We start from the raw sequence: 23663 nt of genomic DNA, 5'->3' as shown, positions 1-23663 counted from the left end.
TTGTTACGCCCTTTTTTGTTTTGATGGAATCATTGTATGAATACGGTCTACGACAGCATCTGTCGTTAAACCAATTTCTTCTAATAATTTTGTTACACTTCCGTGCTCTATGAAGCGGTCTGGAATACCCATTCGTTCAACTAATGCACTATGGTAACCATTTTCAGATGCAAATTCAACTACTCCTGTTCCAAAACCACCAATTAAACAAGCTTCTTCAATCGTTAAAATCGGTATATTCTTTCCTAGAAGATCATGTAAATATGCTTCATCCATTGGTTTAATAAAGCGAGCATTCACTACTTTCACTGAAACTCCAGCTTTTTCAAGACGCTCAGCGGCTTCCATCGCCATTGGTATTGTCGTACCAAACGTTAAAATAGCTGCTTGTGTACCCTCTTTTAACGTCTCCCACGTACCGATCGGAATCGCCTTTAATTCTTCATCCATATGAACGCCAAGTCCATTACCGCGCGCATAACGCAATGCGATTGGTCCATCTTCATATTGCATCGCCGTATAAACTAAATGTTGCCCTTCATTTTCATCTTTCGGCATCATAAGCACCATATTTGGCAAGTGACGTAAGAATGAGATATCAAATACGCCTTGATGCGTTTCACCATCTGCTCCTACTAATCCTGAGCGATCTATTCCAATGAAAACATTTAAATTTTGGCGGCATATATCATGAACAACTTGGTCATATGCTCTTTGTAGAAATGTCGAATAAATTGCTAAGAATGGCTTCATTCCTTGCGTTGCCATACCTGCTGCCATCGTTGTAGCATGCTGTTCTGCAATACCTACATCAATCATACGATTTGGGAATTCTTTTTGGAATTTCTCAAGTTTTGATCCAACAGGCATTGCAGGTGTAATTGCTACGATACGCTCATCCGCTCTCGCTAGCTTAAGTACTGTTTCACTAACAACAGCACTCCATGCTGGTGCAACTTCTTTCGGCTTAACAAAGTCACCTGATTCAATTTTATAAGGTCCTGTTCCATGCCAAGTTCCAATAACGTCACTCTCGGCCGGTTTATAACCTTTTCCTTTTTTCGTAATAACGTGAACAAGCACTGGGCCTTTTGTTTTCTTTGCATATTGCAACGTTTCGAATAACTTTTCATAATCATGCCCATCGACTGGACCTAAATATGTAAAGCCTAACTCTTCGAAAAAGACACCAGATACTAGTAAATATTTAAGACTATCTTTTATTTTCTCTGCTGTCGCAGCCACTTTCCCGCCAACTGCTGGGATTTTCTTTAATATATACTCTAATTCATCTTTTACCCAGTGATATTTTCCTGCGGTACGTAAACGACCAAGTACATTATGGAGCGCACCAACGTTTGGTGCAATTGACATTTCATTATCATTCAAAATAACAATCATATCTGTCTTTTCATGTCCAATATGGTTCAATGCCTCTAAAGCCATTCCGCCTGTTAAAGCACCATCTCCAATAATTGGTATAACATATTCTTTCGTTTTCTTTAAATCACGTGCCAGAGCCATTCCCATTGCAGCCGATAACGATGTCGAGCTATGACCAGTTTCCCATACGTCGTGCTCACTCTCACAACGTTTCGGAAAACCACATAGGCCTTGATATTGCCTTAATGTACCAAACTCTTTCGCGCGTCCAGTTAAAATTTTATGTACATAGGATTGATGTCCTACATCCCATAAAAATTTATCTTGCGGGCTATCAAATAATTTATGCAGAGCAATTGTGAGTTCTACTACACCTAAATTAGGCGCAATATGTCCACCTGTTTGAGAGAGCTCTTCAATTAAAAACTTACGAATATCCTCACTCAATCCCTCTAGTTCACTGATAGACATATCTTTCAAAAAACTAGGGTTTTGAATTTGCGTTAGATCCACATGGATCACTCACTTTCATTTCATAATCTGTCAACATGTCAAATATTATAAAAAACATTTACACAAAACAAGAAATTCTCTTTTCTATTTTTCGTCTTGTCCCGCTATTAACCAGTCTATTGCGCCCTAATCCTATTATAAACCATATTTCTTTAGGCGATGAAAAAAATAGCCGCTAACACGAAGTGATAACGGCAATGTAATCTACATATATTTTTGCCAATAACAAGAAAAGAAAAACCTTTTCCTACAGTTATATCATAAAATGATAAATGACTCAACAAATGAAAACGCTGTTATATTAGTTATTACGTTTTGCAATTAAATCGCAAATAGATAGTAAATATTCATCTTGTAATTGCAAGGAGCTAATCGCACCTTTTGCTTCTGCAATTGTTTCTTCTAAAATATCCTTTGCTCTATCTACAGTAAACAACGTCGTATATGTACTCTTTTCGTTAGAAAGATCACTACCAATTGGTTTCCCAATCTCTTCTTCGGTTCCTTCGACATCTAAAATATCATCTCGAATTTGGAAAGCTAGACCGATATATTTGGCAAACGTAAGCAACTTTTCTTCTTGCTCTTCTGTCGCATCAGAAAGTATCGCACCCGCAAGCACAGCAAATTCAAGCAGTTTTCCCGTCTTATGTTTATGGATGTACTCCAATTCATCAATCGTAAGGCGTTTCCCTTCAGCTTCCATATCTGCCACTTGTCCGCCAACCATTCCTTCTGGTCCTGCTGCTTTTGCAAGTTCAAGTACAAGTCTTACTTTTTTTTCGGCAGAAATTTCTTTTTGCTCATATGCCATAATTACTTGAAAAGCATACGTCAATAAGCCATCTCCTGCTAAAACTGCCATCGCTTCACCAAATACTTTGTGATTTGTGGGTTTTCCTCTTCTTAAATCATCATCATCCATACAAGGTAAATCATCATGAACTAAAGAATATGTATGAATCATTTCAAGAGCACAAGCTGCACCTACTCCAAGATTTCTTTCTTTCCCAAACGCTTGTAATGTTGCAAACAAAAGTAACGGGCGGAGACGTTTTCCACCCGCTTCCAAAGAATATGCCATCGCTTCACGAAGTACATTTGGACATTGTAATTCATTTGCATAGCTTACAAGTTTCTCTTCTACGAAAGTTTTACTTTCTTTCAAAAAAGTATCAAAAGCAATCGTCACTATGCTTCATCTCCTACAGCAGTAAACGGTTCAAGCTCTCCATCTTCCCCAAGAATAACTGCCATTTGTTCTTGTACATTCTTCAACTTCTCATCACAAAGCTTAGATAATTCCATGCCCTCTTTAAAATAAGAAATCGCTTCTTCTAACGGTACGTCACCTTGTTCTAGCTTAGAAACAAGATGCTCAAGTTGCGAAATTGCCTCTTCAAAGCTTAATTTATTTTCCATTATTCAATTCACGCTCCTCTATGCCTGATACGCTACAATCTAGTATTCCATCTTGTAATTGAACTGAAACAGCATCTCCAAGGCTTACATCTTTCACACTTTTTAACACTTGCTTCTCTTCATCATATACAAGCCCGTACCCTCTCATCATTACTTTAAGCGGACTTAACGCTTCAAGTTTTTGAGCAGCTCTTACAAAGGCAAATTCTTTCGTTTGAAGTAACGTTTGCATTTCACGTTGTAATTGCTTTTGCAACGTTTCAACAGCTACCTTTGTTTGCATAATTTTTTGAGATGGGTGGTGCTTCTCTAAATAAAATGAAAGTTGCTTTAACTGATTCACCTTTTTATCAATATAGCGCTCTTTCGCTAAAACAAGCTGTTCTAGCGCTCTATCTAATTGCTCTTCCTTTTGCTCATATACTTGTCTTGGATAACGGAACGCATACGATTTTTGCAACACTTGTAGTTTTTCTTCTTTTTTATGTACTAACTCTCTCATCGCTCTTTGCAATCTCAGAGTTCTTTGCAATACCTTTTCTTGTAACTCTATAATGTTAGGTGCTGCCAGCTCAGCTGCTGCAGTCGGTGTTGGCGCGCGTAAATCTGCAACAAAATCTGCGATTGTAAAATCCGTTTCATGGCCTACTGCCGAAATAATAGGAATTTCACTCTTAAAGATTGCTCTTGCAACCATTTCCTCATTGAAAGCCCATAATTCCTCAATAGAACCTCCACCACGGCCAACGATTAGTACATCTATCTCTCCCATTTCATTCGCTGTACGAATCGCTTGTACAATCGAGGGAGCCGCTGACTCCCCTTGTACAAGTACCGGAAATACAATAACATTCCCAATTGGATAACGACGTTTAATCGTTGTTATAATATCACGAATCGCTGCTCCTGTTGGCGACGTAATCACACCTATTGTTTTAGCGTAAGGAGGAATTGCTTTTTTATAAACTTGAGAAAAAAGTCCTTCTTCTTCTAAACGAACTTTTAACTGTTCGTACGCTAAATGTAAATTTCCGACTCCGTCAGGCTGCATGTCTTGAATATAAATTTGATAAGAACCACTCGCCTCGTAAACAGAGATTTTCCCTTTCACGAGTACCTTCATCCCATTTTCAGGTTTGAATTTAATATTACGATTATGGCCCGCAAACATAACCGCTGCGATTCTTGCATTTTCATCTTTCAATGTAAAATACATGTGGCCACGGCTATGATTTTTAAAGTTGGAAATTTCACCTTTTAACCAAACAGACTGCAAATGCGGATCATATTCTATTTTTGTTTTTATATAGCGTGTTAACGCTGTAACGGTTAAATATTGCTTCTCCATTTCTCTCTCCTCATAGCCGACTCAAATTATTTACAAACGACACCTGCACGTTTGGCAGATTCAACAGTATTATGAAGAAGCATTGTGATTGTCATTGGACCAACACCCTTTGGCACAGGTGTAATGTAACCCGCAACATTTAACACGTTGTCAAAATCAACATCACCACAAAGTTTCCCTGTTTCTAAACGGTTTACACCAACGTCAATTACAACCGCTCCTTCTTTAATATAATCCGCTGTTATCATTTTAGGTCGTCCAACAGCTACGATTAAAATATCCGCTAACTTCGATAACTCTTTCATATTTTGCGTCTTAGAATGACAATATGTGACAGTTGCATTTTCATTTAAGAACAATTGTCCCACTGGTTTACCGACAATATTACTTCTTCCAATTACTACTACATGTTTTCCAGAAATATCAAGATTCGTTTCTTTTACTAATTCTACAATACCGTGCGGTGTACATGGAAGGAATGTATCTTGTCCCGTCATCATACGTCCCACGCTAATTGGGTGAAATCCATCTACATCCTTTTCTGGTGAAATTCTTTCAATGATAGCTTTTTCTTCAATATGTTTCGGTAAAGGTAATTGCACTAATATGCCATTAATACGGTCATCGCCATTTAAGCGATCGATTTCAGCAAGCAAGCGTTCCTCAGTAATTGTTTCAGGAAGTTCAATTAGCTCTGAGTAAATCCCTACTTGTTCACAGCCTTTTTCTTTTCCTTTTACATAAGAACGAGATGCTGGATCTTCTCCAACTAAAATAACTGCTAATCCTGGTACAATCCCTTGCTCTTTCAACTTCACAACTTCTTCTGTTAATTGTGCTCGTTTTTTCTCCGCAACTTCATTTCCTTTGATGATTACTGCTACCATTTTAAGATTCCCCCTTAAAGAATTTACAGTGTATCTTTTATATTAGATAAAACGCCGTTAATAAAACGACGAGATTCCTCATCCCCAAATGTTTTAGCAATTTCAATTGCTTCGTTAATTGTTACGTTGTGTGGAATTTCTTCCATGTATTTCATTTCATACACAGCTACACGTAAAATACTGCGATCAACAATACTAATACGCTCAAGCTTCCACTTTTTTAAGTTTTGACGAATCGCTTCATCGATTGCTTCTTTATTTTCTACAAAACCTACTACAAGTGACTCTAGAAACTCATTTGTTTCTTCGCCTTCATCTAGCGTGTTTTCCACTGCTACTTTCGGTTCTAATTCACCTGTAATATCCATTTGGTATAATGCTTGCATTGCTCTTTCTCTAGCCGTCCTACGTTTCATTGTAACTCTCCTTTATGCTTCAAGTCTTTCCTTATACTTTGTTATATTATTATAATTTATAAGCCGTCAATTCACTTACTCTTACAGTTTTCATTGATTTTCCAACCTTATAATACAATGATAATAACACAATTTATCGTTTCACACACGGGTTACAAGGCTGAAAAATAATAAAAAGATTAACTTCAAGTTCCATATCTTATCACAATGTACGTTTTTTGGAAAAACGACACATTTTCTTTTTTATTTCTTATTTTTTGAAATAGTATAATAATTAGAGGATTGTAATTTGTGAAGAAATGAAACGATAAAAAAGATGCCTATGTTACTAGGCACCTTTTCATTCTTACACTGGTTCGATTTCTGTTTTTTGTGTTTCGAATGTTACGCCAACGATGTGAACATTCACTTCTTTTGGCTCAAGTCCTGTCATTGTAAAGAGCGCTTGGCGAATATTGTCTTGAATCTTTTGAGCAACAACTGGAATTGCTACACCAAAATACATTACAACATAAAGGTCAACGATAATATCTTCGTTTGCTAATTCAACCTTTACACCTTTACCATGATTTTTCTTACCTAACTTCTCAACAACATCTGTAGCAAAATTACCGCGCATTGCCGCTACACCTTCTACTTCAGCAGCTGCAATACCTGCAATTACTTCAATTACTTCTGGTGCAATTTCTACTTTACCAAGAGTTGTATCTTGACCCATATCTAACATATGTTCAGCCATGAAAAAAACCTCCTTTAATGTATCACTGCGTCACAAGTTCATGCTCTTCCAAAAATTTCGTATTAAACTCACCTTTTACAAAATCAGGATGATCTAGCAATTGCAAATGGAACGGGATTGTTGTATGTACGCCTTCAATGACAAATTCACTAAGTGCGCGCTTCATTTTTGCAATTGCCTCTTCACGTGTTTTTCCGTGAACAATTAATTTAGCAACCATCGAATCATAGAAAGGTGGGATTGAATATCCCGGATATACAGCTGAATCGACGCGAATACCAAATCCTCCTGGTGGTAAGTACATTTCTACTTTACCTGGAGATGGCATGAATTTTTTGGCAGGGTTTTCCGCATTAATTCGACATTCAATTGCCCAACCATTAAATTGTACTTCTTCTTGCTGTAACGATAACTTTTCTCCTGAAGCAACAAGAATTTGTTCTTTAATTAAGTCCATTCCCGTTACCATTTCAGTAACTGGATGCTCAACCTGAATTCTCGTATTCATCTCCATGAAATAAAAGGTTTTCGTTTTATATTCATAAATAAACTCAACCGTACCAGCACCTGTATAATCAACCGCTACCGCCGCTTTAACTGCCGCTTCACCCATCTGCTTGCGAATATCTTCATCAAGTGCAGGTGATGGACTTTCTTCTAATAGTTTTTGCAAACGGCGCTGAATTGTACAATCACGCTCTCCTAAATGAATGGCATTTCCGTGTGTATCTGCCATTATTTGAATCTCAACATGGCGGAAATCTTCAACGTACTTTTCTAAGTATACACCAGGGTTCCCAAAAGCGGTACTAGCTTCTTGCTGTGTAATTTGAATTCCTTTTATAAGCTCTTCTTCATGGCGTGCAACACGAATACCTTTTCCGCCGCCACCTGCAGTCGCTTTAATAATGACTGGATATCCAATTTGATTAGCAAGCTCGATCGCTTCTTCGGTATTTTTAATAATCCCTTGTGAACCTGGTACAATCGGAACCCCTGCTTCTTTCATTGTATCACGAGCAACGTCTTTTGTGCCCATCTTTGAAATAGCTTCTGGACTTGGACCGATAAAAATCAAGTTACATTCACGGCATAACTCTGCGAAATCTGCATTCTCTGCTAAAAATCCGTATCCCGGATGAATAGCATCGCAGCCTGTTAACTTCGCAACGCTAATAATATTCGTCAAATTTAAATAGCTTTCTTTCGAAATCGTTGGTCCTACACAATACGCCTCATCTGCAATCTGTACGTGAAGTGACTCTTTATCTGCTTCTGAATAAATTGCAACTGTTTCAATGTCCATTTCTTTACAAGCACGAATAATTCGTACAGCAATTTCCCCACGATTGGCTATTAATACTTTTTTTATCATCACAAAGACTCCCTTATTACGCTTTTACAAGAAATAGCGGTTGTCCATACTCAACAAGCTGTCCGTTATTAACAAGAATTTCAACAATTTCGCCCTCTACATCAGCATCAATTTCGTTAAATAACTTCATAGCCTCGACAATACATACGATAGAATCTTTCGATACTCTATCCCCAATACTTACATATGGAGGTGTATCAGGTGAAGATGAAGAATAGAATGTACCTACCATTGGTGAGGTAATCTTATGTAGGTTTTCATCTTGAACAGTTTTCTTCTCTTCTTGCTTTGGTGCTTCTGCTTGCGCTGCTGCTACTGTCGTTTCAACTTCAACAGGCGCTACTGGTTGCATAGCTTGTTTTGCTGCAGGTGCTTGCACAGCAACAACTTCATTACCACGCTTTTTCATTTTGATTGTTGTACCGTCTTTTTTGTATTCAAATTCATCAATATTAGAGCTATCAATTAATTTAATTAATTCACGAACTTCTTGAATTTTAAACATGTAAAATCCACTCCCATACTCTTGTTTGTCCCGTTTTTACAGATTCTCGTCACAAAACTAGATTGACTGTAAAAATACGATGTATTCTATTAGAAAATATATTTCATTAACTAATAGAAATATTTACTATTTCCATCTTACGATAAATTTTTTAAACATTCCAATTTATATTTCTTTATAATAAATCGAAACTCCTGTAAAAAATATTATTCCAATAAAAAAATTATTACCTAGTAATAATACCAAGTTTCACACGAAATTGGCAAGACCACTTCAAAAAAAACATTCACTATTTTTGCAAAACGTTACATAGCAAACACGCCATTCCCTCTCCACTCTTCACCACATCTATAGTCAATAACATATTTTTACCAAATATTAATTTTTGTTTACACGCCGTTCATCATTCCTTCATATAAGAATAGTATGTTCAAAGTGTAGAAAATATATTGTGCTGAGGTGTGGAAATATGATATGGCTCATCCTCTTTTTACCTGCCGTAATCGTTTGGGCATGTGTTCTTTGCATCCACGTCAAATCCGGAAAAAGTAATCATCAGTACCATGAACCATTAATCTTTTACTCACAACGTGTTTCTCCATTCCGAGTTGAACATAGTAAAAATAACTACAAAGACAAAATAGAAAAAAGCTATCGAAAATGATAGCTTTTTTCTATTCACACGTACTTACATACTCTATTCCACTATTTGCATACCCTTTGCTTAGTAAAAGGTAATAATCCGCAGGGAAACCCCCTACGGATTAAAGTTTCACTTATTTCGCTGGTGGATCAAATTTCACACCTACATCTTTTGATCCGCCTTCACTTCTTACAAGTTGAATAATTTTATTTGCTTCTTTCTGTGAATGTTTTGCCGCTTTAACCGTTACTCTAATATCTGTACCATCAGCTCTTACAAGAGCATCTGGATATCCTCCTTGAGATTTAATTACTGTCTCAAGTAATTCTTGCTTCGTTTCCATTGTAGTGATTGCATCAAAGTTATCTTTCGCTTTACTCTTTTCTGTTGCTGAAGATTTCGAAGAATTCATCACTTCTTGTAATTTTGCTTTCGCTTCACTACGTTGATCTTCCATTTGCATACGTAAGGCTGTGAAATTCTCATCACTTGATTGAACTGATACATTACCCTCTTTTTTACTTGTTTCTTTTTTAGTATTTTCTTTTTTGTCTGTTTCTTTATTTGTTGTTTCCTTGCTTGTATTTTCTTTTTTCGGGGTTTCTTTAGGTGCTTCGTTTGTTACTGCTTTATCAGTACCTTGTTTTTCTTGTCCAATCTTTTCACCTGTTGCCGGCGATGCTGTATTCATTTTGTCAGGAGTTGTCACGTAATACACAGATAGTACAACAACTAAACTTAACATCGTTAATAGCCAAACTGTTTGTTTTTTTAACACTTTATTTCCTCCCTATCAATTTTTCGGTGAAACTGAAACGCGATGGGCTGGTACATCTAGCAGCCTTATCACAGCTTCTTTTACCATTGCTTTAACTTGTATATTATCCACTCCCTTTGCTACGACAAGAACACCACGTACTTTCGGCTTCTCTGTTCGTAAAACAACAGGAGTTTCTTTATCCCCTTCACGTATAATGACAGTCTTTTCATCAAGAGACTCGTCCTCTACTTCTCTCTTACCGCCTGTTTTATCTGTTTCACCTGTTGTTTGTGAGCGTTTCACTGTATTTTTTTCTAAAATTTTTTCTTCAGATGAATCTAAATTCACTTTAATCGTTACGTCTTTTACTCCTGCTATTTCTTCTAAAGCAGCTTTTAATTCTTGTTCATACGCTTTTTCATATTTTTCTACATTTGACATACTATCATTATTTTTTTGTCCGAAAGTTGGTACGTCTTTTTCTTGGTTTTGAGTTTTTTGTTCTTTAAATACAGGTACTTCTTCTTTTTCACTTGAAAATAGACTACTAGAAAACATAAGCAAAATTCCAAGTATGAGTAGGACAAGTAAAAACTTAGGTGTTACCTTTTTACCCTTCTCGTTGCTTTCTTTTTGATCCCCATTCAATAAGTTTCGAAAAAATGAGAACTTCGAATTTTTATCTTTATTGTCCATTTACTCTACCTGTCCTCCCTTCCATTTGAACTTGGATTTGTTTACCCTCTAGTTGCCACCTGCTTGAAAAGAAATCTTTCATTTCCACATTCGTTTCTTCCACTTTTTTTGGAGGCTCTTTCGTATTAATTTCAATTGGCTTTACTGTTTCGATTGCATCATTTTTACTGCGTTCTTTTTCTTTCAACGTCACAACAACAGATTGAATATCTTTCGCCGACTTTACTTCTTCTGTATTTTCTGCTGCGACTATTTGTATTTCAGAGACAGTCATACCATACTTTTTCTCAAACTCTTTTCCTACTTCTTTTTTCATTTTGGTAGCCATCTCTTCTAAACTATATGCACGTGTTAGAGCTTGTATTTCTTTTTTCTTCGAATCTATTGAATTTTTTACAGATCCTTCTGCTACGTACTTTTCTTCATTAAAATTTGCAATTACTTCATTTACATCTGTCTGCAATAATTTAAAAAGAGGCGTTAAAATTAATACAACTAACAAAAGACTTACAACAAATTTAACGTATTTTTGCAAATTCGAATTTGGAAGAATAAGATGAAGCATTGTCGCTAAGAGCAAAAAAACGATAATATTTCTAATCCACTCTGTAACAAATTGCATACTCTTCACCTCCTACCGCATCATAAGTGTAATATTCCCCGCAGCAATAATAATTGTAATACTTAAAAAGAACATAAATGATACGATAGCTAAGCAAGCAAATACGTAAATGATGCTTCGTCCAATAATGTCTAAGCATTGAATAATTGCTCCGCTGCCAACCGGTTGCAATACTGCTGCTGCGAATTTATAAATAAATGCGATACAGAAAATTTGAATCGCTGGAAAGGCAACAATTAAGCATAAAATGACGAGCCCAATAATTCCGACTGTGTTTTTCAATAATCCTGATGCGCTAATAACAGTATCTGCCGCTTCTGTAAACATCCTTCCAACTACTGGAATGAAGTTTCCTGTTACAAATTTAGCAGTTTTCACAGCTATTCCATCAGCAACAGCTGTTGCTGTTCCTTGTACAGATAATACTCCTAAAAAAATCGTTAAAAAAATACCGATAATCCCAACGCTAACATTTTGCAGAAGCTTGGACAATTTCGTCACTTTATATTGATCACTCATTGTACTTACAATACTTAATATCGTTGCCAGTAATAAAAGTGGTAGAACGATATAATTCATAAGAAGCCCACTCGTATTCATTAAGAAAATGATAACCGGATGAAAAAACGATACAGATACAACCCCCCCGCCAGTTGCTATAAGCGCCAGCAAAATTGGCAATAATGCTAATATAAAATCTATCATTGTTTGTATCGTTTCTCTTGCATATGTCATAACGACATAAAAACTATTTAAAGCAAAAATAATAAGTACCATATATACAACAGCATCAGCAATTTTACTTACGCTACTTTTTGAAAAAGCGGATTGCAGTGATTGCAACAATGCACTAAAGATTGTGAGCATAATAAGTGTGCCAAGCAGTTTTCCATTAGCTGCAAGCTCATGAAATAAATATTTTAATAACCCTATCATCCACTCTTTTAGAGAGAATTCTTTTTCTCCCTTTACAAACTCCATAAAACTCCCTTTTTGACTCTCTGGCAAATAGCCTCCATATTTTATAACAAGCCCGTCCCAAAATTGCTTCACATCTTCAATTCCGAGCTTATCCAATTGTTGATCAACGACGTTTGTTTCTACAGGAGAAGCTTGTACAACAACCGGTAAAGAAAAGAAAAGGAAGCAAGCAAATAGCAGCTTAGCTCCAAACCTCCTCAACATTCACTCCCCCTTATCCCGTCGGTAAAAATCCGAGAATAGTTTCAATTACAACCGTCAAAATAGGAATTGCCATAACGAGAATGAGGATTTTCCCAGCAAGTTCAATTTTCGAAGCGATGGCACCTTGACCAGCATCTTTTGTAATTTGGGCTCCAAACTCAGCAATATAAGCAATTCCAATAATCTTTAGTAACGTTTCCACATAGACGTTACTAACTTTCGCTTCACTCGCTACTCTCTCAATCATTTGTAAAATAGCATGAATTTGATCAATTAAAATAAGAAACATCACGCTACCTACGAACACAATAAATAAAGATGTAATGCTAGATTTATGCTGGTTCAAAACAGCAGCTAAAAACGTAGCAACGAGGCCTAATCCGACAATTTGTATAATTTCGATTCGAACCGCCTCCTTTACTGGAAGAGAAAGACACTTTTAATCTTGTCGAATAGCGTATTAATTAAAAATGCGACATGAAATAAAATGACGACAAAACCGACAAGGATAACCCAATTTGCAATATCCTCACGCTTCAATTCTTTTAGTACAGTATGAATGAAAGCTAAAACAATGCCGATTCCGGCGATTTGAAATATTAATCCAACATCAATGGACATCGCCTTTCTCCCCCCTATAGCAGTAAAATTACAATAAGTAGCCCTGCTAGTACCCCTAAGCTCTTGATCATTTTCTCGTATTGCAGTTGTAAAGCTTTTGCTTCCTCTTCTTCTCTCTCCAAATGTGTAATACATAAGCGAATATGTTTTTGTTGTGATTCACGATCATGTTGCCCGAGCGTTTCACCAAATTGCTGCAGTATTTCAAACTCGGTTTGTTGAAACGCCGTCAACTTCCAATTCTCTTTCAAACTATCTATCCAAGCTTCCCTTACTGTTTGTTCTCCACTTTCTAGTTTTTTAGCGAAACTTTGAAATATCCAATTTAATGGCTTCGGCATTTGTTTAACTAATCGCTCGGCAGCCTCTGATAAAGGTGTGTGTCCATACATAATTTCTGCCTCTAATGATTGAAGTGCTGATTTTAATAATCTAAGTTGCCTCGGCCTTTCACTGTATCTTTTAGCGTATGAAAACCCGAAAAAGGTGCTGACCGCAACGATTAACACTGCACCAAATATTTTCACCATACGCCCTCAGCCTTTCTATTTGATAACACTGGTTTTCCATATTTATCTTTCACCTGCATAACCGTTCCTGGACCCCTCGCTTTTGACAACTCCACAAACCTATCAAATATACGAAGCTCTAGCACTGCCTTGAGCGATGGACGTCTCACAACATCCTCATAGGAAAATCCGTGTGCGCTTATAAAAAGCTGAACACCTGCATGCACTGCCTCCATAATTGCTTCACTATCTTCTTTACGACCAATTTCATCTACGATCAAAATATCAGGACTCATAGAACGAATCATCATCATCATTCCTTCTGCCTTTGGACATGCGTCTAACACATCGACTCGGGTACCAAAATCATATTGCGGGATCCCTTTCACACAGCCGGCAATTTCTGACCGTTCATCAACGATCCCCACTTTACAGGAAGGAATTTCCGAAGCACTTACCCCTTGACTCATGCAACGTGCTACATCTCTTAAAAGCGTCGTTTTTCCCGTTTGCGGAGGGCCAATTACCATCGTGTTTAACCATCTTTTTTCATACAAATATGGCAAAAGCGGTTCAGCAATCCCTATTTTTTGACGAGCAATACGAATATTAAAGGAAGAGACATCACGAATCATTTTCACTGCGCTTTTTTCTGTAATGACTTTTCCCGCTAACCCGATTCTATGCCCCCCGCGAAGCGTCACATACCCACGTTTTAATTCCTCTTCCATCGTATAAATTGAGAATTGACTTAACTTATTCAATAAGTAAATAGCATCCTCTGCAGTAGTGATATAGTCATAAAAAAACACCTTTCCGTGTGCAATACACTCTAGCGGTCTTCCAATTCGAACACGAATTTCCTCTAAAGCATCGTATTGCTCACATTCTTCAATTAAGTACTTCATCGTTTTTGGTAAAACTTCTAATACCTCTTTCATCGGCTTCTCCCCACTATACTCGACTTACTATTTCAGTAATGCGATAAAAATACAGCAAATTCCAAGCGCTAGAAAAAAGAGCTTCAAGAAAGAAATTTCACTTGCTACACTCGCTATCCCAATTGTCATTGTTAAAATTAATACGGTAGGTCCAACAAACGCCAACATACCATTTATAAACAACGCTTTCTTCGCATCATTCACATAAAGCATAAGCAAAGCAGCAAATATCTCCGCACTACCTGAAAATAATCGAAGTGCCCCCATAACAAGCACGGATGTTTCCATTGCCGCTAGCCACTGTTTCATTCTTCCACCTTCTCCCGTAACAGTTACTAACTTCGTATTCTAAAAAAGAATATATTTGTACAACCATATGCAGAGGTTGTCTATTTCAGAAGTAAAAACATAATTTTTCTCTAAAGTCTGAATTACAATCTGAATATTCATATTATTTCATGGTATATTATGGTATATTTAGTTTAAAAGGGGTTTAAACCATGCAGCACGTCACTTTATTACCACTAGATTTATGCTATACAAATGTGATTTTCGAGCTATCAAGTGATCCACATATAAAAAATGCATTGGGGATAACGGTAGAAAACATCGAAGACACGAAAACATTTCTTCTTTTCGCAATAGAAGAAGAGCGTCAAAAGAAATCCTTATCGAGAATGATTGTGAATGAAGAAAATGAAATAATTGGCCTCACCACACTTAAACATATTAATAATGAGAAAAAGCAATCTCACATTGGTAGTTGGCTCGGCTATCCGTACTGGGGAAAAGGCTATAACGAGGCTGCTAAAAAAGAAATCTTTAAAATCGCCTTTTTAGACTTACAACTTTCCTACGTATTTGCTGGTGCTAAAACGAATAATATCCGCTCTTTAAAAGCACAAGAAAAACTACCTTATATTTCATTGCATGTGGAAAACAAGTTTCCAGACGAACACGCTGCACTAGAGAAAGAAGTAAAGTCACCTTGCTCTCTGCATGTCGTGTCACGTGAAAATTTTTTAAATTGGTTGAAATTACAGAATGAGGAGGCAAAATATGAAGGTATTGAAAGTTAGTTTAACCGTTGTAGTAGAATTAGCTCTTATTTATCTTTTTTCATTATTGGTCGGTTGGTCATTTATAGAGACCTTTTTCCTTGGTAGTTTAGCAATATTTGCAATTATGTGGTTAATTATTATGAGTAACCATAGAAATAACATTACAGATCACGCAATAAGTAAAACATTAACTGGCGTTGAGACTGGCGAAATAAAACCATTTCAAATTGTTTTGACTCCATCTATTATGGGTACTCTTTCACTTGTTTTAGTCAGTTTTATAATAACAGTTATTTACTATCTACCCTATTTCCTATAAAAAAAGCACTCGTGAATTATCACGAGTGCTTTTTTACTATGCACGAGAAACGTATTTACCTTCACCAGTGTTGATGATAAGCATTTCGCCTTCGTTAATGAAGATTGGTACTTGTACAACAAGACCAGTTTCTAATGTAGCTGGTTTTGTTACGTTAGAAGCAGTATCACCTTTAATACCAGGCTCTGTTTCTGTAACTTGTAATTCAACTGTGTTTGGAAGTTCAACACCAAGTACTTCGCCTTGGTAAGTCATAATTGCTACTTCCATGTTTTCTTTTAGGAATTTAAGCTCGCGCTCGATTTGTTTTTCACCAAGTTCGATTTGCTCATAAGTTCCGTTATCCATAAATACGTGAGCCTCACCGCTTGCGTATAAGTATTGCATACGACGGTTTTCGATGTGTGCTTTTTCTACTTTCTCACCTGCACGGAATGTTTTCTCTTGAACAGAACCTGTGCGAATGTTACGTAGTTTAGAACGAACGAATGCAGCACCTTTACCTGGCTTTACGTGTTGGAAATCAAGTACTTGCCAAAGGGCATTGTCCACTGAAATTGTTAAACCTGTACGAAAATCGTTTACTGAAATCATGTAAAAAAATCCTCCTGTGTATTACAAAATAATAAGTTCTTTTGGTGATTTCGTAATTACTTCATTACCTTCACTTGTCACAATGATATCATCTTCAATACGTACGCCGCCAATACCTGGAATATAAATACCTGGCTCTACTGTTACAGCCATACCTGGTTCAAGTACTGTATCAGAACGGAACGCTAAACCTGGTGCTTCATGGAGTTCAAGACCTATTCCATGACCAGTAGTGTGTCCAAAGTATTCACCATATCCTTTTTCCGTTATGTAGTCACGCGTTAGCGCATCAGCCTCGCGACCTGTTAAACCAGCTTTAATACCGTTCACACCACGTAGTTGTGCTTCTAAAACGATATTATAAATTTCTTTTAATTTATCAGATGGTTCACCGACTGCAATCGTACGAGTAATATCAGAGCAATATCCTTTGTAATAAGCGCCGAAGTCTAATGTAACGAAATCTCCTGTTTCTATCACTTTTTCAGATGCCACGCCGTGCGGTAATGCCGAACGAAGACCTGAAGCAACGATAATATCAAACGAAGAAGATGTTGCTCCTTGTTTTCTCATGAAAAATTCAAGTTCATTTGACACTTCAATTTCAGATACTCCCGGGCGAATGAATGATAGAATATGCTCAAAGGCAGCATCTGCAATCTGTGCAGCTTCCTTTAATATCTTAATCTCTGAATCAGTCTTTATCAAGCGTAACTTTTCTACAAGTCCAGAAGTCGGGATAAATTCAGCATCAATCGCTTCCTTATGCACTGAATAAGAACTATATGTAAGAGTATCTTGCTCAAAACCAAGTTTTTGAATTCCAAGCTCTTTCACTTGCTTTGCCACTTCATCAATGATCAATCCTGCGTGCTGTACAACCTCATATCCAACCGCTTGTTTACTTGCCTGCTCGACGTAACGGAAATCTGTAATAAATTGAGCACGATCTTTTGAAATAAGAACAACGCCTGCTGTTCCTGTGAAGTTAGCCATATATCTACGACTATGTTCATTTGTTAACAAAATACCGTCAATGCCAGCCTCATCAAATGCACTTCGTAATCCTTCAATTTTCTCCATTACTCTATGCCCCCCTCAATTTCTCCATTAATGCAAATAACGCTAACTTATAGCCATAAAAACCAAATCCTACAATTTGACCTGCACAAACAGCTGCCGTCACAGATTCATGACGGAATGATTCACGCTGATGAATGTTAGAAATATGTACTTCAATAACAGGAATCGAAATGCTCGCAATGGCATCACGAATCGCATAGCTATAATGCGTAAATGCTCCCGGATTTAAAATGATCCCTTCATATATATCTTCCGCTTCATGAATAATGTCGATAATGGCACCTTCATGATTCGATTGGAAACATTCTAACTCCACTCCCATTGTTTCTGCTTCTTGCTTCATATCTGCTTCAAGTGTCGCTAGCGTGCCCTTTCCATATACATTTACCTCACGAACACCGAGGCGATTTAGGTTAGGACCGTTTACGAGGAGTAACTTTTTCATATTCTTAAAACTCCTTAATATTAATATCTATACAATATTTTAACATAGGAGTTACTTATTTGAATAGTTCGTCTTCTCTTGCCCTTCTTGTTCTACTTTATTGCTATTTACTGCATAAGAAACAGAATATGCTATAAACACACCATATAATATAAAAATACATATTGTCGTTACAATTGTCTCTTTTGGCAAATGGAGCGCACTTTTAATAACAGGAGCCATTAAACCCATCCCCAAAAACAGTAATGCCCACCAAAATAGCCCATAAATAATTCCCGCAATAATCCCTTCAAACTTTGCAAAAAATGCTTTATATAAAAAGGCAATCAAAATTGAAAGAAGTCCCATACACACTATTCCGGACACATTGCCCCATACCCCCTCTTTCCAACTTCCAAACGCAAATGGTAAAAGGAAATAATTCGGTCCCGCCTCCGTGAATGAAAATATATGAAGGAAATACCATATCCCGCCCCAAAAGATTCCACCAAACAAACCGATCTGCACAAAATTCCTTGTTCCTAATTGTTCTTGACTCACATCGACACCTCCGCTCAATAGTATGCCCGAAACTATTTTGAAGCATGTTTAAATCCTGCGAAATTTGTCTATAAAAAGAATAAGAAATGTCCGACTCTCATAATATTTTCCCTTGTCATCTACTTGTATTTGCCGATAAAATAAAGGAAACTCGGTGATTGTCTTATTTCAAAACGACAGAACCCAGTATGACAATTGCCTCTTTTTCTACATAAGAGAGAAACAAATACAGGTTGGTGTTAACATGGCAGAAGAGTCAAAACAAATATATGGCGGGCAAGCGGTCATAGAAGGAGTTATGTTTGGCGGTAGAGAATATACTGTTACAGCGGTTCGTCGTAAAGATAAATCGATTGAATTTTATCGATTACCACGCGTTCGTAATAAAGTATTATCTATCCTAAAAAAAATTCCATTTTTACGAGGGATTGCCGCTATTGTGGATGCAAGTGCGAATGGAGCAAAGCATTTAAACTTCGCTTCTGAACGATTTGACGTCCACCCAGAAGATGATGAACAAATTGCTAATAAAAAAGAAGAACAATCAAAATTAACGATGGTATTAGGAGTTGCAGCTGTTGGCGTTTTATCTTTCATATTCGGTAAAGTCATTTTCACAGCAGTTCCTGCACTATTAGCTGAATTAACAAGACCGATTTTCCCATCTCATACTGGGCAAATCATTGTCGAAAGTGTCATTAAGCTCATGCTATTATTGAGCTATATATACTTTATTTCTTTAACCCCACTTATTAAGCGGGTATTTCAGTATCACGGTGCAGAGCATAAGGTAATCAATGCTTATGAGAATGACCTTCCTCTGACTGTAGAAAACGTTCAAAAGCAAACTCGTCTCCATTATAGATGCGGCAGTAGCTTTATTATATTTACAGTCATTATTGGAATGTTCGTTTATTTCCTAGTCCCTACAGATCCTCTTTGGGCACGAGTTATAAACAGAATTTTATTAATTCCAGTTGTACTTGGTATTTCTTTTGAAGTATTGCAATTTACAAATCGATTACGAGATATTCCCGTATTACGCGTACTTGGATATCCTGGATTATGGCTACAACTATTAACAACGAAAGAACCAACAGATGATCAAGTGGAAGTAGCAATTGCATCGTTTGAAGAATTATTACGTTTAGAGAACAAACAATAATTATTTAAAAATGGTGTTCAACTCCTTTCCTCATCGTTAATATACTAATTTTAATATACGTTTTTAGGAGGTGTCCCTTATGAACGGTCGTTCGTTTACTTTCGCTATATTTGTGCTTATTATCGGATTGGCAATATTCGGCCTTGTTTCATCTGTTATTACAAATCCCATGGGTGTATTAAGAAATATCGGGTACATGTTACTTGTTGTCGGTATCTTTTACTTGCTATACAAGATGTTTACAAATTCCAGTGGTTCTGCAAATTCGCAAAGCTCATATAAGCGTGCGGCAAAACAATCGAACCGCAAACATGGGAAACAAAATGTAGCACCCCTAGGCAATTCTTTCTTTAAGTCAAATACTTCTAATGACAAAAGTAAAAAAGGGAATTCTTCCACTTTGAAACGAAAAAGAAAACAGTCTCATTTAACTGTCATTGAAGGCAAAAAAAGCAAAAAGAAAGACCGTGCTTCCTTTTAGGAAATACGGTCTTTTTTTATACTTTGAAGCACTTCTTTTAAACTTTTCTCTCTCATACTTTCAATTCGAAGATGATGATTTTCAAATGGTAAATTCCGTGTCACATCATTAGGTACCACAACGCACGTTAATCCCGCTGCAATTGCTGCTCTCAATCCATTTAATGAATCTTCAAACACAACAGCTTCAGACGGCTTAATTCCTAATTCTTCTATTGCAATTCGATAAAGAGCTGGATCTGGTTTTACCTTCTCAACATCTTCTCTCGTTTTAATAACTTCAAAATAATCTCGAATCTGTAGCTCTTCTAAAAAATGAATAACCCATTCTCTAGACGAACTAGAAGCTAGTGCGATTTTTAATCCCATTTCTTTCGCTTCTTCTAAATATTCTTTTACCCCGTCACGAGCTTTTGGTATTTTCATTTTCTCTTTATGTAAAGTTGCCACTTTTTCTTTTAATGCACTTTTGTTAAACTTCTCTTTTAATTGATCATTTAAATATGCATAAAGTACCTCATCTGTTGTTCCAATGCATTTCGCAAATTCCTCTAAAGGTAGTTCTTCGCCGTATTCACGAACAGCATCTCTGAAAGAGTGAAACCATATCGTTTCTGTGTCCACAATTAATCCATCAAAATCAAAAATAATTGCTTTCATAATTCTCCCATCCTTTTCGAATTGAAATAAAAAAGGAAACGCCATACGTTCCCCTTAATTACTTTTCTCTTCATTTGCTCTTTGAACACCGCGAAGTGTTTCCACTCGGACTGCATCTTGTTCAAAGTATTCCACTAAATCACCAATGCGATCAATCGCTTCCCAACTTAAATGATGCTCAATTCCTTCTACATCATTGTAAATTTTACCTTCATCCACACCGATAATACGCATAAATTGCTCTAGCAAGTCATGACGATATACGAGACGTTCTCCGATTTTTTTACCTTTTGTTGTTAATACAAGCCCTCTATATTTTTCATAAATTAGATATTCATCTTTGTCTAATTTTTGCACCATTTTTGTTACAGAGGATGGATGTACACTAAGCGCTTCAGCAATATCAGATACGCGGGCATAACCCTTTTCATCAATCAACAAATAAATTTGTTCAATATAATCTTCCATACTAGGGGTAGGCATCGGTTTCCTCCATCCAAGTTCATTTTGCTTATTCCGTACGAAGCAATCAATAAAATGATACACCAGAAAGAATAACGTGACAAGGTGGAAACGAGCCTAAATATATAAAACAAAAAAGAATCTGTATTTGCATACAGACTCCCCTTAAGTAAAGTATTGTATTTCTGCATTAGGAAAAAACTCATTTATATAACCTCTTATCGTTTCTTCCAATACTGCTGCTTCATCTTTTTTATATACGTATTTTCCGATGCCGTATCGTCCCCATTTATATTTACGCTTCTCTTCATCCATTTCAAGTTTCGTCTTCGGATAACGCTCTTGAATGACCTTTTTTGCCGGTTTTGTAAAGCGATGTTGAATTAATTCAAATGTTAAATTTGGTATCGATAAATCTTTTAGTGCATTGTACAGTCGCTCAAATAGTTCACGGTATCCTTCTTCCCACCCTTCATGCATATAAAGCGGCGCAACTATAAATCCAAGTGGATAACCCGCACCTGCTACTTTACGTGCAGCCTCTATTCGCTCCTCAAACGGCGATGTCCCTGGTTCAAAATTTTTAATTACATATCGTGAATTTATACTAAATCGAAAACGAGTTTTCCCATTATGCTTTGCATCTAATAAATGATCAACGTGCGAATATTTCGTGACGAAACGTAAGCGCCCATATTCACTTTCTCCAATGAATTCAATCGCCCGCTTTAATGCATGTGTTAAATGATCAATTCCAACAATGTCTGATGTACACGCTGCTTCAAATCTTGTTATTTCAGGTGCCCTTTCATCCATATATTGCTTTGCCTTCTCAAATATTTCATCAAGATTGACATACACACGAACGTAAGGCTTACTCCCAAGTGTCGTTTGCAAATAGCAATAATGACAATGTCCCATACACCCTGTTGCGAGCGGAATTGCATATTCAGCTGACGGTTTTGACGTATCAAACTTTAGCGTCTTCCTCACTCCAACGACAAGTGTAGCCTTTGCATTACGATACTTTTGCAAATCATTTTCTCCTGGCAAATTTCTAATTTGATTATGTGATGTCGTTTCACGAATTTCTAATCCCATCTTCGTAAACTTCTCATAAAGCTCTTTTCCAAGTGGATATTCAAGTGCCTTTGGTTCAAAGTAAACGAGTTTTGGCATAAATGGTTTCATATGCTTCCCTCCTCTCGTTAGTATGGGAAGCATTGAAAAATTAACACGCATTAAAGTTTTCCACTTCAGTAACTTGCTTTGCAAGTTACTGAATGTTATAATTTGGATAACAGCTACCTTGCAACGCAAGTTACCTAAATAAAAGGTGGTGAAATCATGCACAGCCAAATGTTAAAAGGTGTGCTCGAAGGTTGCATCCTATACATTATTTCACAAGAAGAAGTGTACGGATATGAACTGAGTACAAAATTAAATAAGCACGGCTTTACATTCGTAAGCGAAGGAAGCATATATCCGTTATTGTTACGTATGCAAAAAGAAAAATTGATTGAAGGAACATTAAAAGCTTCCTCACTCGGTCCAAAGCGAAAATATTATCACGTAACCGATAAAGGGTTAGAACAACTTGAAGAATTTAAACAAAGCTGGGGAATGGTTTCTACTACGGTAAATAACTTATTACAGGGGGAGTGATAGGGATGAATGCACAAGACATGATTGAATTGAATAATAAAAAACGTGAGCTTCTAACTTCCGAAAACGAGGCTGCTTATGGTGATATGTTAGTATATCTTCGAATATCAAACGTACCCGAGCAACAAATGGAGGAACTGTTACTAGAAATATTAGATCACCTCATCGAAGCACAAGCAGAAAATAAAAACGCTTATGACATCTTTGGAGATAATTTACAATCTTATTGCGATGAACTTATATCAGCTTTACCAACTCAAACAAAGTTAGAAAAAACTTCTTTAATTGGATTTTCTATTAGCTTACTTCTTGCTATACAGTTTGGCATAAATGCAATTATTTCATTTTTTATGTTTCTCTTTGAAAAAAACAATACATTATCAAGTCCGCCTTTTAGCATCCTTGGAACTACTTTGTCTGTTTCAATAATTATACTAGGTATACTATTTATTTTATATTTATTAAAGCGTTACTCCTTTGATCAGAAAATGAATTGGAAAAGAAGAATTCTATTTGGATTCGCATTTGCTACTCCATTTTGTTCCGCTGTATTCTTAAATATTTATTTCCAAAAGCAACCTTATCTCATTTACCATCTAAACTTTTGGCACAGTGCCTTAATTG

Annotated in this window: 32 protein-coding genes; 7 read left to right on the top strand and 25 right to left on the bottom strand. The window is 36.6% G+C overall.

Going from position 1 to position 23663, the window contains the following annotated elements:
- Positions 1–3: 3 nt before the first annotated feature.
- From dxs to accB, 9 genes are all read right to left on the bottom strand, one after another.
- The gene (gene dxs / locus DN403_RS13960; protein WP_000366457.1) at positions 4–1896 is read right to left on the bottom strand and encodes a 1-deoxy-D-xylulose-5-phosphate synthase; all 1893 of its coding nucleotides are present in this window, start codon (positions 1894–1896) and stop codon (positions 4–6) included.
- A 301-nt stretch (positions 1897–2197) separates the two neighbouring features.
- Positions 2198–3088: a (2E,6E)-farnesyl diphosphate synthase gene (ispA, locus tag DN403_RS13955; RefSeq protein ID WP_000150374.1), complete on the bottom strand. Its 891-nt coding sequence runs from the start codon at positions 3086–3088 to the stop codon at positions 2198–2200.
- Positions 3088–3318, bottom strand: coding sequence for an exodeoxyribonuclease VII small subunit (gene xseB, locus DN403_RS13950; protein ID WP_000428424.1), 231 nt, complete (start codon positions 3316–3318; stop codon positions 3088–3090). Before xseB ends, ispA begins: the two co-directional genes overlap by 1 nt.
- Positions 3308–4666 (bottom strand): exodeoxyribonuclease VII large subunit, encoded by a 1359-nt coding sequence (gene xseA / locus DN403_RS13945; RefSeq protein WP_000415249.1) that lies wholly within the window; start codon positions 4664–4666, stop codon positions 3308–3310. Before xseA ends, xseB begins: the two co-directional genes overlap by 11 nt.
- Before the next feature lie 26 nt (positions 4667–4692).
- On the bottom strand, positions 4693–5553 hold the full coding sequence (gene folD / locus DN403_RS13940; protein WP_000226733.1) for a bifunctional methylenetetrahydrofolate dehydrogenase/methenyltetrahydrofolate cyclohydrolase FolD: 861 nt from the start codon (positions 5551–5553) through the stop codon (positions 4693–4695).
- Between the two features lie 23 nt (positions 5554–5576).
- Positions 5577–5969, bottom strand: a complete 393-nt coding sequence (gene nusB, locus DN403_RS13935; protein WP_000830247.1) for a N utilization substance protein NusB — start codon at positions 5967–5969, stop codon at positions 5577–5579.
- A 346-nt stretch (positions 5970–6315) separates the two neighbouring features.
- On the bottom strand, positions 6316–6708 hold the full coding sequence (locus DN403_RS13930; protein WP_000807630.1) for an Asp23/Gls24 family envelope stress response protein: 393 nt from the start codon (positions 6706–6708) through the stop codon (positions 6316–6318).
- A gap of 22 nt (positions 6709–6730) precedes the next feature.
- A complete protein-coding gene (accC, locus tag DN403_RS13925) occupies positions 6731–8083 on the bottom strand; it encodes an acetyl-CoA carboxylase biotin carboxylase subunit (protein ID WP_000592870.1) in 1353 nt (450 codons plus the stop codon).
- A gap of 16 nt (positions 8084–8099) precedes the next feature.
- The gene (accB, locus tag DN403_RS13920) at positions 8100–8588 is read right to left on the bottom strand and encodes an acetyl-CoA carboxylase biotin carboxyl carrier protein (protein WP_000472862.1); all 489 of its coding nucleotides are present in this window, start codon (positions 8586–8588) and stop codon (positions 8100–8102) included.
- A 469-nt stretch (positions 8589–9057) separates the two neighbouring features.
- On the opposite strand from accB, the gene DN403_RS13915 reads away from it, so the two are divergent.
- A complete protein-coding gene (locus DN403_RS13915) occupies positions 9058–9252 on the top strand; it encodes a hypothetical protein (RefSeq protein WP_003309905.1) in 195 nt (64 codons plus the stop codon).
- 112 nt (positions 9253–9364) lie between these two features.
- Here the strand turns inward: DN403_RS13915 and DN403_RS13910 are convergent, their stop codons facing one another.
- Genes DN403_RS13910 through DN403_RS13870 form a run of 9 tightly spaced genes read right to left on the bottom strand, consistent with a single transcriptional unit; the run spans position 9365 to position 14874 of the window.
- On the bottom strand, positions 9365–10009 hold the full coding sequence (locus DN403_RS13910) for a SpoIIIAH-like family protein (RefSeq protein ID WP_000914711.1): 645 nt from the start codon (positions 10007–10009) through the stop codon (positions 9365–9367).
- 15 nt (positions 10010–10024) lie between these two features.
- The gene (spoIIIAG, locus tag DN403_RS13905) at positions 10025–10687 is read right to left on the bottom strand and encodes a stage III sporulation protein AG (protein ID WP_000368884.1); all 663 of its coding nucleotides are present in this window, start codon (positions 10685–10687) and stop codon (positions 10025–10027) included.
- The gene (spoIIIAF, locus tag DN403_RS13900; RefSeq protein ID WP_001161037.1) at positions 10677–11309 is read right to left on the bottom strand and encodes a stage III sporulation protein AF; all 633 of its coding nucleotides are present in this window, start codon (positions 11307–11309) and stop codon (positions 10677–10679) included. The genes spoIIIAG and spoIIIAF overlap by 11 nt, the downstream gene beginning before the upstream one ends.
- A 12-nt stretch (positions 11310–11321) precedes the next feature.
- Positions 11322–12494, bottom strand: a complete 1173-nt coding sequence (gene spoIIIAE / locus DN403_RS13895; RefSeq protein WP_000946107.1) for a stage III sporulation protein AE — start codon at positions 12492–12494, stop codon at positions 11322–11324.
- 10 nt (positions 12495–12504) lie between these two features.
- Positions 12505–12888, bottom strand: coding sequence for a stage III sporulation protein AD (gene spoIIIAD / locus DN403_RS13890; RefSeq protein ID WP_079245909.1), 384 nt, complete (start codon positions 12886–12888; stop codon positions 12505–12507).
- A gap of 23 nt (positions 12889–12911) precedes the next feature.
- Positions 12912–13115 (bottom strand): stage III sporulation protein AC, encoded by a 204-nt coding sequence (spoIIIAC, locus tag DN403_RS13885; protein WP_000020914.1) that lies wholly within the window; start codon positions 13113–13115, stop codon positions 12912–12914.
- A gap of 14 nt (positions 13116–13129) precedes the next feature.
- A complete protein-coding gene (spoIIIAB, locus tag DN403_RS13880) occupies positions 13130–13645 on the bottom strand; it encodes a stage III sporulation protein SpoIIIAB (protein WP_000238701.1) in 516 nt (171 codons plus the stop codon).
- A complete protein-coding gene (gene spoIIIAA / locus DN403_RS13875) occupies positions 13639–14565 on the bottom strand; it encodes a stage III sporulation protein AA (protein WP_000665903.1) in 927 nt (308 codons plus the stop codon). Before spoIIIAA ends, spoIIIAB begins: the two co-directional genes overlap by 7 nt.
- A gap of 27 nt (positions 14566–14592) precedes the next feature.
- Entirely contained in the window at positions 14593–14874 is a 282-nt protein-coding gene (locus DN403_RS13870) for a YqhV family protein (RefSeq protein ID WP_000816050.1), read from the bottom strand.
- Positions 14875–15065: 191 nt separating this feature from the next.
- On the opposite strand from DN403_RS13870, the gene DN403_RS13865 reads away from it, so the two are divergent.
- Positions 15066–15644 (top strand): GNAT family N-acetyltransferase, encoded by a 579-nt coding sequence (locus DN403_RS13865; protein WP_001164990.1) that lies wholly within the window; start codon positions 15066–15068, stop codon positions 15642–15644.
- Positions 15625–15945 (top strand): hypothetical protein, encoded by a 321-nt coding sequence (locus DN403_RS13860; RefSeq protein WP_000866225.1) that lies wholly within the window; start codon positions 15625–15627, stop codon positions 15943–15945. Before DN403_RS13865 ends, DN403_RS13860 begins: the two co-directional genes overlap by 20 nt.
- A 36-nt stretch (positions 15946–15981) precedes the next feature.
- Here the strand turns inward: DN403_RS13860 and efp are convergent, their stop codons facing one another.
- The 4 genes from efp to DN403_RS13840 are packed head-to-tail and all read right to left on the bottom strand — an operon-like array spanning position 15982 to position 18607.
- On the bottom strand, positions 15982–16539 hold the full coding sequence (gene efp, locus DN403_RS13855; RefSeq protein ID WP_000626513.1) for an elongation factor P: 558 nt from the start codon (positions 16537–16539) through the stop codon (positions 15982–15984).
- A gap of 21 nt (positions 16540–16560) precedes the next feature.
- Positions 16561–17622, bottom strand: coding sequence for a Xaa-Pro dipeptidase (gene pepQ, locus DN403_RS13850; RefSeq protein WP_000411021.1), 1062 nt, complete (start codon positions 17620–17622; stop codon positions 16561–16563).
- A gap of 4 nt (positions 17623–17626) precedes the next feature.
- Positions 17627–18067 carry a type II 3-dehydroquinate dehydratase gene (gene aroQ, locus DN403_RS13845; RefSeq protein ID WP_000735141.1) on the bottom strand — a complete coding sequence of 147 codons (441 nt, stop codon included), beginning with the start codon at positions 18065–18067 and terminating at the stop codon, positions 17627–17629.
- Positions 18068–18118: 51 nt separating this feature from the next.
- On the bottom strand, positions 18119–18607 hold the full coding sequence (locus tag DN403_RS13840) for a YqhR family membrane protein (protein ID WP_000076885.1): 489 nt from the start codon (positions 18605–18607) through the stop codon (positions 18119–18121).
- Between the two features lie 244 nt (positions 18608–18851).
- On the opposite strand from DN403_RS13840, the gene DN403_RS13835 reads away from it, so the two are divergent.
- On the top strand, positions 18852–19772 hold the full coding sequence (locus tag DN403_RS13835) for a DUF1385 domain-containing protein (RefSeq protein WP_000807119.1): 921 nt from the start codon (positions 18852–18854) through the stop codon (positions 19770–19772).
- A 79-nt stretch (positions 19773–19851) separates the two neighbouring features.
- Positions 19852–20253: an SA1362 family protein gene (locus DN403_RS13830; RefSeq protein ID WP_001014463.1), complete on the top strand. Its 402-nt coding sequence runs from the start codon at positions 19852–19854 to the stop codon at positions 20251–20253.
- Here DN403_RS13830 and DN403_RS13825 read toward each other — a convergent pair.
- From DN403_RS13825 to splB, 3 genes are all read right to left on the bottom strand, one after another.
- Entirely contained in the window at positions 20250–20912 is a 663-nt protein-coding gene (locus DN403_RS13825) for an HAD family hydrolase (protein WP_014894887.1), read from the bottom strand. The genes DN403_RS13830 and DN403_RS13825 overlap by 4 nt on opposite strands.
- A 54-nt stretch (positions 20913–20966) precedes the next feature.
- Positions 20967–21395, bottom strand: a complete 429-nt coding sequence (gene mntR, locus DN403_RS13820; protein ID WP_001143081.1) for a transcriptional regulator MntR — start codon at positions 21393–21395, stop codon at positions 20967–20969.
- 144 nt (positions 21396–21539) lie between these two features.
- Positions 21540–22565: a spore photoproduct lyase gene (splB, locus tag DN403_RS13815; RefSeq protein ID WP_000802106.1), complete on the bottom strand. Its 1026-nt coding sequence runs from the start codon at positions 22563–22565 to the stop codon at positions 21540–21542.
- A gap of 156 nt (positions 22566–22721) precedes the next feature.
- Between splB and DN403_RS13810 the strand changes: the two genes are divergently transcribed.
- Both DN403_RS13810 and DN403_RS13805 read left to right on the top strand, forming a co-directional pair.
- Positions 22722–23039, top strand: a complete 318-nt coding sequence (locus DN403_RS13810; RefSeq protein WP_000556083.1) for a PadR family transcriptional regulator — start codon at positions 22722–22724, stop codon at positions 23037–23039.
- 5 nt (positions 23040–23044) lie between these two features.
- Positions 23045–23663: DUF1129 family protein (locus DN403_RS13805; RefSeq protein ID WP_149185538.1), on the top strand; the 619-nt coding region annotated here is incomplete at its 3' end.

Source organism: Bacillus sp. AY2-1, assembly GCF_008368965.1.
Lineage (GTDB): Bacteria > Bacillota > Bacilli > Bacillales > Bacillaceae_G > Bacillus_A > Bacillus_A thuringiensis_S.
The sequence above is the reverse complement of the archived record's forward strand: the minus strand, read 5'-3'. Positions and strand labels throughout refer to the sequence as shown.

Coding starts and splice junctions, on each gene's coding strand:
- spoIIIAG (WP_000368884.1), bottom strand. CDS start 10,687: ATGGACAATAAAGATAAAAATTCGAAGTTCTCATTTTTTCGAAACTTA.
- xseA (WP_000415249.1), bottom strand. CDS start 4,666: ATGGAGAAGCAATATTTAACCGTTACAGCGTTAACACGCTATATAAAA.
- aroQ (WP_000735141.1), bottom strand. CDS start 18,067: ATGAAAAAGTTACTCCTCGTAAACGGTCCTAACCTAAATCGCCTCGGT.
- spoIIIAF (WP_001161037.1), bottom strand. CDS start 11,309: ATGCAATTTGTTACAGAGTGGATTAGAAATATTATCGTTTTTTTGCTC.
- DN403_RS13825 (WP_014894887.1), bottom strand. CDS start 20,912: ATGAAAGCAATTATTTTTGATTTTGATGGATTAATTGTGGACACAGAA.
- nusB (WP_000830247.1), bottom strand. CDS start 5,969: ATGAAACGTAGGACGGCTAGAGAAAGAGCAATGCAAGCATTATACCAA.
- spoIIIAB (WP_000238701.1), bottom strand. CDS start 13,645: ATGGTGAAAATATTTGGTGCAGTGTTAATCGTTGCGGTCAGCACCTTT.
- DN403_RS13860 (WP_000866225.1), top strand. CDS start 15,625: ATGAAGGTATTGAAAGTTAGTTTAACCGTTGTAGTAGAATTAGCTCTT.
- DN403_RS13870 (WP_000816050.1), bottom strand. CDS start 14,874: ATGAAACAGTGGCTAGCGGCAATGGAAACATCCGTGCTTGTTATGGGG.
- DN403_RS13915 (WP_003309905.1), top strand. CDS start 9,058: ATGATATGGCTCATCCTCTTTTTACCTGCCGTAATCGTTTGGGCATGT.
- DN403_RS13930 (WP_000807630.1), bottom strand. CDS start 6,708: ATGGCTGAACATATGTTAGATATGGGTCAAGATACAACTCTTGGTAAA.
- DN403_RS13865 (WP_001164990.1), top strand. CDS start 15,066: ATGCAGCACGTCACTTTATTACCACTAGATTTATGCTATACAAATGTG.
- pepQ (WP_000411021.1), bottom strand. CDS start 17,622: ATGGAGAAAATTGAAGGATTACGAAGTGCATTTGATGAGGCTGGCATT.
- DN403_RS13810 (WP_000556083.1), top strand. CDS start 22,722: ATGCACAGCCAAATGTTAAAAGGTGTGCTCGAAGGTTGCATCCTATAC.
- xseB (WP_000428424.1), bottom strand. CDS start 3,318: ATGGAAAATAAATTAAGCTTTGAAGAGGCAATTTCGCAACTTGAGCAT.
- folD (WP_000226733.1), bottom strand. CDS start 5,553: ATGGTAGCAGTAATCATCAAAGGAAATGAAGTTGCGGAGAAAAAACGA.
- DN403_RS13835 (WP_000807119.1), top strand. CDS start 18,852: ATGGCAGAAGAGTCAAAACAAATATATGGCGGGCAAGCGGTCATAGAA.
- accC (WP_000592870.1), bottom strand. CDS start 8,083: ATGATAAAAAAAGTATTAATAGCCAATCGTGGGGAAATTGCTGTACGA.
- spoIIIAA (WP_000665903.1), bottom strand. CDS start 14,565: ATGAAAGAGGTATTAGAAGTTTTACCAAAAACGATGAAGTACTTAATT.
- DN403_RS13830 (WP_001014463.1), top strand. CDS start 19,852: ATGAACGGTCGTTCGTTTACTTTCGCTATATTTGTGCTTATTATCGGA.
- mntR (WP_001143081.1), bottom strand. CDS start 21,395: ATGCCTACCCCTAGTATGGAAGATTATATTGAACAAATTTATTTGTTG.
- spoIIIAC (WP_000020914.1), bottom strand. CDS start 13,115: ATGTCCATTGATGTTGGATTAATATTTCAAATCGCCGGAATCGGCATT.
- efp (WP_000626513.1), bottom strand. CDS start 16,539: ATGATTTCAGTAAACGATTTTCGTACAGGTTTAACAATTTCAGTGGAC.
- spoIIIAE (WP_000946107.1), bottom strand. CDS start 12,494: ATGTTGAGGAGGTTTGGAGCTAAGCTGCTATTTGCTTGCTTCCTTTTC.
- splB (WP_000802106.1), bottom strand. CDS start 22,565: ATGAAACCATTTATGCCAAAACTCGTTTACTTTGAACCAAAGGCACTT.
- accB (WP_000472862.1), bottom strand. CDS start 8,588: ATGTTTAAAATTCAAGAAGTTCGTGAATTAATTAAATTAATTGATAGC.